Here is a 9855-nt window from a genome sequence, read left to right on the forward strand (position 1 = left end):
GAGCCAGGATCAAACTCTCAAATAAAAGTTTATCAGGCTCAGATACTATTGTTATCAAAATATCTGGCTTTATGGTTTGTTTCTTGTTTATAAATTAACCTACTGTTTAATTTTCAAAGTTCATTTTGTTCTCTTTCGAGTACAGTAATAATAATATCACCTTTTAAATAACAAGTCAATACATTTTTTTAGTTTTTTTTACAAATTTTCTATTCTTTTGTAGAAAACAATCTTATCTTACTATGGCTTCATATGAAGTGAATAGTTATTTTGTTTCTACTTTATTATCTATCAGTTGCAAATTATAGCTTCTGATAACTTCTATTAATAGCTCTGCATATATGCGATTTCCTTTTTTATCTTCAGCTGTACTATATCCTGCATTTTCTAATGCTTGTGCTTGACTAATATAATCTTTAGCCTCAAATAAACCATGTTTTCTATATCTTTTATTATTAACTAAAAACAAGCTATGGTCTTTTACAGAGTCCTGTAATGAGTTATACGACCTAAAACTCGCTACAATTTTCTCATTATAATGTTCTGAAGTTGAAATTTCTACACTTTTTCCTTTCCACGCTTTATCTGCTTTTATACCAAATAAATTATTACTTTGTTTTGTAAGCTTAGAATTTCCCCATCCAGATTCTAATATAGCTTGTCCAATTGTTATAGATGGCAATATTCCATAATCAACATATTCTCTTATAGCTGAGTCTTCTAACTTCTTTATAAATTTAATTTTTTCATCACTACTGTCTAATTGTTTATTTCCAAGGTATGTGTACTCCAAATCCTTCATATATTTTCTCGCTCTACTTTTTTGAGAAGAGTCAAATCTCAATTCACTTAATACCTTATTAAACTTTTTTACCTTATACACTTTTTCGCCTTTATCATTTTTATCTTCTACTATAAACTTTTCTCCTATATCCAATGTGTCTTTCTTTTTTATATTGGTTAAATCTTCATCATGTATTACCATATCTATAGCAAGTAAGGCCTTCCAACTTAACTGTACTTTTCCATCTCCTGCTTCGTCAGCTACATCCATATAATATTCAATTTTATTGCTTTCTATATCTCTTATTTTATATAATTCCTCAAAATATTTTGTTATATTAAAAATAGCAACTATACTTGCTATTATAAATACAGTAATAAAAATTTTCTTAAATAAAAGTTTTGCTCTTTTTATACTTTTGCTTTTACCTAAATTTTTTATACATTTTCTAGCCATCTTATTCCCCCTTAACAATGATATTATCTTATCAAAAATTTTACATCAAGTGTCTGATAACTTTAATTCTACATTATAAAATAAATAAAAACTAATTTAAATATTTACAATTAAACTTTTTAGTTATTATATCCACTATATATTTACTTGCATATCCATCCCCATATGGATTAGATGCTTTACTCATCTGAATATATCTCTCTTTTTTTATTAATAAACTGCTCACTGAGTTATATATTCGTTCTTCATTTGTGCCTACTAACTTAAGTGTCTTTGCCTCAACCCCTTCAGTTCTTTCTGTCTTATCACGCAAAACAAGAACTGGTTTACCTAATGATGGAGCTTCTTCTTGTATTCCTCCACTATCGGTCATTATCATATAAGATTTATTTAAAAAATTATGAAAATCAACTACTTCTAAAGGTTCTATAATATGAATTCTTTTATTAGATTTCCCAAATACTTCATCAGCTATATTTCGTATTTCAGGATTTAAATGTATGGGATAGACTACCTGTACATCTTTAAAGTCATCTACTATTCGTTTTACAGCTCTGAATATATTTTTCATAGGCTTACCCAAATTTTCTCTTCTATGAGAGGTTAATAAAATCATCCTATCATTGCCAATCTCATCAATTATAGGATGATTATAATCTTCTTTTATTGTCATCTTTAAAGCATCAATTGCAGTGTTTCCAGTTACAAATATACTATTTTCTGGCTTTCCTTCAGAAATCAAGTTATTTCTAGCCAAATTAGTAGGAGCAAAGTGCATATCAGCAATAATACCTGTGAGTTGTCTATTTAATTCCTCAGGAAATGGAGAATACTTATCATATGTTCTAAGTCCAGCTTCTATGTGACCAACAGGAGTTTTACTATAAAATGCAGTCAAGCTAGTAGCTAAAGTTGTTGTTGTATCTCCATGAACTAATATTATATTTGGATTTTCCTTATTTATAATCAATGGAAGTTTATTTAAAACCTTGCAAGTTATATCATTTAAACTTTGTCCTTTTTCCATTATATTTAAATCATAGTCTACATTTATATTAAAAGTTTCTATAACCTGGTCAAGCATTTCTCTATGTTGAGCTGTAACACATACAATACTATTTATGTGTGCTCTTTTTTCAAGTTCTTTTATTAATGGAGCTAATTTGATAGCTTCAGGTCTAGTTCCAAATACAGTTATAACCTTGATGTCATTCATTTATATCTCTCCTAATCATCATTTAATTTCTATAAATGCTACATTTATATAATAAGACTATTCATACCAAGACTTAATAACCTTTATACTCTCTTTTGATGGATAAAAATTTTTTTCTTTATCTATTTTCCCTACACAAAACACAGAAAAACCATTTATCCAGTCTTCATTTTCAAAAACTTTTTTATACGCCTCAAAACATCTTGCTTGTTCTTCACCATTTATAACTTTTGAGGGAATATGATTCCATGGTTGAGAACTAGCATTTTCTCTATTTGAAAAACCTAATTCTCCAAAAAATATTGGTTTCCCATGAACTTTATAGAGATTATATATTTCTTCTTTTATATTTTGCCCTCTATTATTTACGGTGGATGAATACAAAGCAGAAATCAATTCATCCACTGTATTAACAGATTTATTACTTAATTCAAAATATGCTGCAATAGATATAAAATCTAACTTATCAAAGAATTTATTATTTAGTTTTTGTTCATAAGAAAACTTACTATTTAAATCGTCTTTTTTTGTATACCACCAATTAGTTCTGTATGTTACAAGACCATCAAATTTAGATTGTACAAAATCTATTATTTCACTCCAGTTTTGCTGATATTCCTCTAAGTGTACAAAGTTAGAACCAACATTCAAAACATTTACATCTAGGGGATTTGCTACATCAATTATAAGTTCATTTAATATAGTATTTTGCCATGTATAAAAAAACCTCTTTTTATTTATAGGGTTCCAGTCAGTCTCATATAACTTTCCATTTTCTATCCATGGATATGCTTCTAATATTGTTGAAATACCTTTTCTATTTAATTTTTTTATTAGCTTAATTGCTTTATCTTTGCTATTATTATCTATTGACATAATGTCAGAATTAATATCATCTACATTTATAATTACAGGTACATTTACTGTATTCAATCCTAATTTATCTATATCCTTCATAACTTGATTTATTTCATAATCTACAGATAAATTGGCCGACTTAATCTTACCATTATATTGGTTATTTATTATACTTCTATCTTTTAACTCAGCACTTATAAAGTAAATTATAAATATAAAAATTAAGACCATTACTGAGATTAAAATATTTCTCTTTAATTTAAATTTATTTATATATTTCTTCAAATTATATACCTCTTTTAAAATACTAGATTTATCATATTATCTTCTTTTATATTTTTTCATATATAACATTGACAATATTATGGCTACAATTATAGTAATAAAAGAAATCATTAAAAATACTTTGGTTGTCTTATTTATACTGATATTACTGCTTGAATCCTCTATTTCTTTATTAGTTTTTACATTATAAGCTAAATCTTCTACCTCTCCATATTCATCAATCGTTAATGTATCTCCTTTTAAATCATTAACTTTACTTTTATTCAATAAATAATCCATTCCTAAATATAAGTTTTTTTCATTTATTGAACTAATTACCATAATATCTTTTTGATTATTAAAAGGAGATTTTATCAATTGAATTGCAGAAATATTTTTTCCATAATCATCAATAAAGCTTATCTTATCATTCGATAAAAAGTTGGAGTAACTTTTGTTGAACTTTATATTTAAATTATTGTTTAACTTCTTTATAACAGAATTATTACGTGGTACTCCAAAAACTATAATATTGGTATCCTTATATTTGTCATTAAACTCTTTCCCTCTAATTACATTTATCTTACCTTTATGAGAATTTATATTTGCACCTAAATTAACACCTAGTCTAGACATCCAAGTCATAGCTTGTGAACCTGAATAATCTGGCATTATCACAGTTAAATCGTTAAACTCATCATCTCTAACAAATGGATATGGATAATTTTCAAAAGACAAAGATTCATTTTCTTTTGTAGATAACTCCAAATAAGAGCTATTTAATACATATGCCCAAGGACTATTACTTTCCCTTGTAATACAATTCGAATTTTTTATACTCAAATTAAAGGATAACTTAACTTGATAATAGTTTTTATTATCTATATCTTTAAGTATCTTTAATTCTAACTTATCATTATTAGAATGTGACCTATCAAGTTTTTTGCTTCCAACGACAACATCATTTATAGATACTGTAACTAATGATTTTTCAAAGTCTAAATTGTCAGAGTATCTCAAATTCAAGACAATCTTTGAACCATTATCTAATACCTTACCCTTTGGTATTTTGACATCAAACAAAGCTTGTTGATTAAATGCTCCTTCCAGCAAAAAGTCTGAATATCTTAAGTCCTTTAATGTTAAATGGCCTAAATTTAGTTCTTGTTCCCTATTGATTTTTATATTGGTGTCTTTGTTTACAAGTATTGATGACGATAAAACTTGATTAGAAAGTCTATTTTCTATTAATAAATTTGATGCCTTTATTAAATTTTCTTCATTACTACCAAGTACCACCATCATCTTCTTATTCTTATTGTATGGTGAATCTACTTGCTTGATTAGACAGTTTGAAGATAATAGGGTTTGTTCCTTTGTACTTAAAGTATCCAAGATTTCTTCTGCTGTATTTTCAGGTTTACCAATATATATAATATTATCGTCTGACCAATTTTTCATTTCTGAATATAATTTAACATCAAACTTTAAATTATCGTTTTTTGTTATTTTTCCAAAATCTGAAGCTAAATTGAATACAGCTGTAGACTCTCCTCTAGTCATATTATCTGGTACTACCATAGTTGTATCTAACTTAAGATTATCTTCAATTTCTACATATGGATATGGGTATTCATTTATTGAATTTCCCATCTTTTTCTGCTTATATCTAATTGATGTATATGATTCCTTGTGAATAACCAACCAGTTTCCAGTATTGGAATCATCTTGGCAAATTTTATCAGATATTGTTTTATATGCTTTTATTTTTATTTCGTTATAGCCTTGAATTATATAATCTTTTGGAACTAATACTTCTAGTGTATTTTTATAGTTTGTCTTAGCATTTAATTTAATAGATTTTATTGGTACATTATTTATCAAAACAGTTAAACTTGAAACATTTCCATTTAATATTTGACTCTTACTAAAATTAAGATGTAATAAGACTTCTTCAATATCCCAATTTTTATTTACCTCAAAGAAGGTACTATTACTTCCTATAACTCCATCAATAGTGATGTCTCTTTCAAACTTATAATTTTTAACTTTAGTTTCATCCGCATTTACTTCATTTGTAAGTGATATATTTGAAAAAAACAATACTAAAGATATAATTGATATAACAAACCTTTTCATGTTAGTCCTCCTGTACATGAATTAAAATCTTTCTGTTTTATACCATTTAACTTCTCTTTTAAAAATTACATCTTTTAAATACTCTATCATTCCTTTTATGGCAACCAACAGCCACAGTTGAGAGTATGTAAAATACATGATTGCAACTATGAATATATTTTCAATTGTTGCTTCACCTTTTTCTATAGTTAGACTTATACTCACTTCTATAATAAATAAAAGATAAGATAGTATCCATATTAGAAAAAAGTTAATTGGAATAGAAATCTCTACTAGCTTAGATATACTTAAAACAAATAAAATATCTGATATAATAATAGATGTCAAAAATAAAAAATATACAGAAAAAAAGTAGGCTATATCAAATACAATCTTATTTTTTCCCTGTTTAAATATATTTTTTATATATTTCATTAAGACATATATATTCCCTTTCGCCCATCTAGTACGTTGCTTTATCCATACCTTAACAGTTTCTGGTTCTTGTTCCCATGTTATAGATTGTGGTACAAGCTTTATCTTATATCCCAATTTATATATCCTAAAACTGATTTCTGTATCTTCTGCAATTGCTTTACTATCCCATCCTCCAATTTCTTCTATGATACTTCTTCTCAATATAAAGTTAGTTCCTGGTATTGTACATAGATTAAATAGTTGCCATCTACCAGCTTGTGACATCCATTGAAAACTTAATGTTTCTATGTTTATAAATTTAGTTAATAGATTTTTATTTTTATTTCGAGTTCTAAATTTTCCAATAACAGCACCTAATTTATCATCCATTACTATGATTTGTATTAAATATCTAAGCGCATTTCTATCTGGTGTGTTATCTGCATCGTAAACTGCTATAAACTCTCCTTTTGAAATTGTATATCCAATATTCAATGCATTTGATTTTCCTTTTCCTCCAGTTAAATTATCTGTATTTATTATGGTAAAATTATAGTTGTCATACTTATTCTTTATGTCTTCTAAAATCTCTTTACTATTATCAGATGAATTATCATTTATAACGATAAGTTCCATTTTATTCTTAGGATAATTGAGTAATAATAAAGATTCCACAGTTCTTCCTATCACTTTAGCTTCATTATGAGCAGGAACAAGTATTGATACCATAGGATATTCATCAATTTTTTTTACTTCTTTATCAAAGTTTTTAAAGTAAAATATATATCCACCCATAGCCAAAACAATGTTTATGAGCAATAAAGACCATATACTAAACAAACTAAATATGAACAAACACTCTGATATATTTAAATCTCTCATAAAGTTCTCCTAAAATCTTTTAAAATATTGATTCTAATATAAAATCATTTATTTTAAAAATTTCTTTTTATCTATTTTCTTAAAATATATAAATACAATCACAAATATTAAAACACTTAAAGATACTATCAATATCAAAATTTTACTAATATTGGATATAGATTTAAATCTAATCTCACTTTCAGTATTTTCTTCTAAATCCTTATCATAGCTAACTATAATTTTATCTCCATTATTTCTTATTTGTACTTCATCAACTTTTACCCAATTATCAAAATCTCTTAAATCCATAAATTCTATATTTTGTTTTTCTAAATATTCTATCGTGTTTTTTAGGTACTCTATATTCAAATATGAATGAAAGAAAAAACCTCCACTAAAACCTCTTACAATGGATACTTTGTCCAAATTTTCTTTTATATTTTGAAAAGTAAGCTTATCTTCTGGGTCTATATATCCTAAATTTTCAGGTATAAGTACATTAAACTCTTCTGTATCTCTAATAACATAAGGATATGTATTTGTACTAAATTTTTTATCATTATTTTGATGTTGACCCATATAAGTAGAAAAATATTTTTTTAATTCTCTATATCCATCTGATTCCATTGCATAATGTGGTGCCTCAAATGCAAGAGGATAAATTCCATTTTCTATACATATTCTAAGACCACTCAAAACTCTATCTTTTACAAATATCTTCATATTTTCTTTTAAGGGCGCATCTTTTTTACCATCCCAAAATTCATATCCTTCTCCAGAAATCGCTTCTTTTTTGTATTGATGAGTATATCCATGCAATATCACAGTACCACCCTTATCTTGCATATATTTTATTGCTTTGACAATTTCAGGGCTTTCCGATAAAGTGGTTATTTTAGGATTTACATAAGCTGGTATCAATGCAATTGTAAATGGTATATTCTTACTACTTAAATAATCAGCTATCTTTACAAGGTCTTTTGGGTCTCTGAAAGCATGTACATCTTCTATCCTTACAAATATACTTCCTTTATTAAACGTTTTAACATTAAAAATATCGTTCAGTGAATCGCAAAATATATAAAATAAGACACCATCCAAATCCAATTTCGATACATAAAAAAGATTTTTATCATTTATTATATATGGATACTTATTTAATGTATCATCAATACTTCCTATTACTTTATTACTTGTATCTTTTGATTCTACAATGTTAAAAACATAATGTTCATCCAAATTATACGACTTACCTTTATAATTTACACTAACTATATTATTTGTTTTTCCCAGATAGTCTAAATTGTATTTTTTATATTCCAAAAGATTTTCTATGCCATATCCCAACCAACATATAGTTCCTTTGTATAAATCTAATGAACTAATCAAGTCTTTAGTTTTTTTATCATTACCATACGAATTTTCGTTAATTCCTACAATAAATATATGACTGTAATAATTTTTATTTATTTCTTTATCATAACTACTTAATTGTAATAACTCGATATCTGAACTAAATCTTCCCAATAGAGTCCTCATAATCTTTAAAATATCTCTATTATAAGCTGTTTCTTTCTTAGAATCATATATGATTAATACCTTATCTGTACTTGAAGTAATTTGTGCTGCATATGAAGGTAGGTTAAAGTTTGATATTATTATTCCTATTAATAGTGCAGTTACTAATTTTGATAGAATTTTATTGAATGTTTTAAACATCATATTGTAGTTCCTCTTCAACTACATTCTTAAAATTTATACTATCTCCAAATATATCCTTATATTCTAAAAATGCAATTTTTACATCTATATTTACATATTTTCCTCTATTATTTAAATCTAAATTTAAATCTTTTATTCTTTTCTTTATTCTATCTTTTACAACTTTTGAGCCTTCAAAAGATGTATTTGGCATTAGTATCCCTATCATATCTTTTTGTAAGCTATAGATTATGTCCTCATTTCTTGTACATTCTATAATATTTGAACTAATATATTTTACTATTTTATTAGTTTTATTTTCACCAAATATAGTCTGTAGGTTTCCGTAATACGGCAATTTTACTATCATAAGAGAAAAATTAGTATTATGTCTAATAGATTTACTTATCTCCATATTTACATCATTATAAAAAATTTTTAAATTTCTAAGTCCAGTTTCACTATCAATAGTAACTAATTCCTTGTACTGTTTGGACAGTTTTGTATTTGTATCTTGTAATTCGTTTATATTTTTATTTAAATTGCCCATTATAATTGAAGATATTGGTATTGCTATTATCCACATATATGATATAAACTCAACATCCATATTGTGAGTAATATTGTTATATAAAATATAGGATGTATACATAAATATAATTATTGAACTTGTTATCAATCCTACTATTGAGTTTGATAAATAAGTTAACATTATTATGAAAAAAATTATTGCTAACATTATAAACACATTTAGTTTATTTTCTGTCCTAATTGATAGTATTACTATTCCAACAATTAAAAATATGAAAACAAGTAAAGTTAATATTAATAAATCTATTTTTTTATTTATCCTATTCATTTTCTATAAGTTCACACCTCCAACTATTCTATTAAGTTGCCCATTTTTTCTAATTATTATTAAATTCCTTATACAAATAAGTTTTCACTTATTAAAAGACTAGTCAAATTACATATGAATATAACTTAATAAAAAAATTATGAAATCAAATATATTTTCATCATTTCAACAATGAAAAAAGGCTTATCTCAATTTTAGTATAATCCCCTTATAGTAGACATTTAAATAAAAGGCCATTATAATAGGTCTAAAAAGTGTATACTCTAAGGGGGTTTTTCTATGTCTAAAAAACACAAAAAATATAGCAAAGAACTTAAA

General features: G+C 25.7%; 7 protein-coding genes. All 7 read right to left on the reverse strand.

All coding sequences use genetic code 11. The annotated features are described in order from the left end of the window. Nucleotides 1-265: 265 nt before the first annotated feature. Nucleotides 266-1240: a glucosaminidase domain-containing protein gene (locus tag KGF42_RS17910; protein WP_227821572.1), complete on the reverse strand. Its 975-nt coding sequence runs from the start codon at nucleotides 1238-1240 to the stop codon at nucleotides 266-268. Nucleotides 1241-1331: 91 nt separating this feature from the next. Further along, the gene (gene wecB, locus KGF42_RS17915) at nucleotides 1332-2456 is read right to left on the reverse strand and encodes a non-hydrolyzing UDP-N-acetylglucosamine 2-epimerase (protein WP_227821573.1); all 1125 of its coding nucleotides are present in this window, start codon (nucleotides 2454-2456) and stop codon (nucleotides 1332-1334) included. Between the two features lie 57 nt (nucleotides 2457-2513). Beyond that, entirely contained in the window at nucleotides 2514-3599 is a 1086-nt protein-coding gene (locus KGF42_RS17920; RefSeq protein ID WP_227821574.1) for a glycoside hydrolase family 113, read from the reverse strand. A 36-nt stretch (nucleotides 3600-3635) separates the two neighbouring features. Beyond that, nucleotides 3636-5717, reverse strand: a complete 2082-nt coding sequence (locus tag KGF42_RS17925; protein ID WP_227826812.1) for a cellulose biosynthesis cyclic di-GMP-binding regulatory protein BcsB — start codon at nucleotides 5715-5717, stop codon at nucleotides 3636-3638. A gap of 21 nt (nucleotides 5718-5738) precedes the next feature. Beyond that, a complete protein-coding gene (locus KGF42_RS17930) occupies nucleotides 5739-6995 on the reverse strand; it encodes a glycosyltransferase family 2 protein (RefSeq protein WP_227826813.1) in 1257 nt (418 codons plus the stop codon). A gap of 48 nt (nucleotides 6996-7043) precedes the next feature. Beyond that, a complete protein-coding gene (locus KGF42_RS17935; RefSeq protein WP_227826814.1) occupies nucleotides 7044-8699 on the reverse strand; it encodes a polysaccharide deacetylase family protein in 1656 nt (551 codons plus the stop codon). Further along, nucleotides 8689-9537, reverse strand: a complete 849-nt coding sequence (locus KGF42_RS17940) for a diguanylate cyclase domain-containing protein (RefSeq protein WP_227821578.1) — start codon at nucleotides 9535-9537, stop codon at nucleotides 8689-8691. The genes KGF42_RS17935 and KGF42_RS17940 overlap by 11 nt, the downstream gene beginning before the upstream one ends. Nucleotides 9538-9855: the final 318 nt, after the last annotated feature.

The organism is Clostridioides sp. ZZV15-6383 (assembly GCF_020657735.1).
Taxonomy (GTDB): domain Bacteria; phylum Bacillota; class Clostridia; order Peptostreptococcales; family Peptostreptococcaceae; genus Clostridioides; species Clostridioides difficile_D.